We start from the raw sequence: 1,632 nt of genomic DNA, 5'->3' as shown, positions 1-1,632 counted from the left end.
ACATGTTGTCTGTACCCGGTTGAGTGTGTCGTTGACGTCTGTGACAGTCCTTTCTGGTCGTGTTGGTGGTCGTCGGCGGTGGGTTATCGGTAGTTGGTTGTCTCCGCCGCTGACGTATGTGACGTGACGGAGAGGAATGTGAGTGGCTTACACGCAGCGGGTTCCAACGGCCGACGGGCCCACGTGGACAGTGCTGGACGCGAACTACCTGGTAGTGGCTCCGGTAGAGCAGTTCTTGGAGCATCTGAGATCGACGCAGTACTCGCCGAACACGGTGAAGGCGTACGCGAAGGGGCTGCAACTGTGGTGGACGTTCCTGGAGCATCGGGCGCAGCCGTGGGATCGGGTGGGGGTTACCGAGGTGGGTGCGTTCGTCGGTCAGATGCGGCGCCGGTCGGTCGGATCGGAGCCCGCGGTACTCGTTGACACCGACCATCTGGCGGATTCGACGGTCGCGCAGCGTGCCCGGGCGGTGATGAGCTTTTACCGCTATCAGACACAGCGCGGTGCCGTGCTGGGTGGAGATCTGGTGGAGCGGGTGAAGGCTGCGCCGGGCCGGTATCTACCGTTGTTGGAGCATGTGGAACGGAGGAGTGGCCGGCGACGCAGCAAGGTCCGTGTCCGGGCCCGGCGGCAGATAGTGCCGGTGTTGCTGCCCTCCCAGATGACGGCGTTGCGGGAGGCGGAAGCTCGATGGGACAGACGGCTCGGGGGGTGGGTCGGCGAACTGCGGTATCGCCTGTTGTGGACGCTGCTGGAGGAGACGGGGATCCGCCTCGGCGAGGCATTGGGATTGCAGCATCGGGACTGGAAGACTGGCACGGGCGATACCGCGCTGGTCGAGGTGGTCGAGCGCGATGATCATCCGCATGGTCAGCGCGCCAAGAGCGGCTTTCGGCGCATTCACGTCGGCGCCGGGTTGGATCGTCTGTATGGCGACTGGGTTTGGGCCTTGTGCGAGGCCGGGGCCGACGTCGAACTTGAGGATTGGGATCGCGCCTATATCTTCTGTAATCTGCACCGCGGCCGGCAGTTCGCACCGTTGCGGCCGGAGAGCGTCTACAAGCATCTGGCGTCGATGAAGAGGAGGGTCCCCGGGCTTCCGGCGGCGGTGACTCCGCACTGGTTCCGGCATTCGCATGCGACGGCGCTGCTGTTGGCCGGGGTGCCGGAGCATGTGGTGTCGCGTCGGTTGGGTCACGCCGATATTCAGACCACCCTCAATCTCTACGGCCACGTCACCGAGGATGCCGAACTGCGGACTTGCGCTGATTGGCAGGCCGTTATCGACGCGTGGAGTGTCCGATGACCGAGCCGCACTACGATATTTCAGGATTTGTCTCGCCGGTTCCGCGGACACCGCAGCGCAAGCGTCTGGAACGGGTGGATCCGCGGCTGCCGATCGCGGAGTTGTTCAGCGAGCAACGCGCCCGGCAGTTGTGGGATTCACTGCCCGAAGAACACCGCCAGGACCACTTCGACTCGAAGAACATGCCCAGCGACTACCGGGTGGCGTTCCGCGAGCGCACCACCGGCGGGCAAGGCGGGCGATGGACCACCCAAGCGATTTCACTGCGCGGGATTCCGGAGCCGATGACCTGGGAGTTGGCGTGGTTCATCCACCGTGAGGTC

Annotated in this window: 2 protein-coding genes; both read left to right on the top strand. The window is 64.4% G+C overall.

What is annotated here, in order from left to right; genetic code table 11:
• Window positions 1–142: 142 nt before the first annotated feature.
• Window positions 143–1,309 (top strand): tyrosine-type recombinase/integrase, encoded by a 1,167-nt coding sequence (locus ON22_RS26675; RefSeq protein ID WP_033247756.1) that lies wholly within the window; start codon window positions 143–145, stop codon window positions 1,307–1,309.
• A partial coding sequence (locus ON22_RS26670) for a hypothetical protein (protein WP_043740702.1) occupies window positions 1,306–1,632 on the top strand: 327 nt, incomplete at its 3' end. The genes ON22_RS26675 and ON22_RS26670, both read left to right, overlap by 4 nt.

The organism is Nocardia carnea NBRC 14403 (assembly GCF_000308515.1).
GTDB classification, from domain to species: domain Bacteria; phylum Actinomycetota; class Actinomycetes; order Mycobacteriales; family Mycobacteriaceae; genus Nocardia; species Nocardia carnea.
The sequence above is the reverse complement of the archived record's forward strand: the minus strand, read 5'-3'. Positions and strand labels throughout refer to the sequence as shown.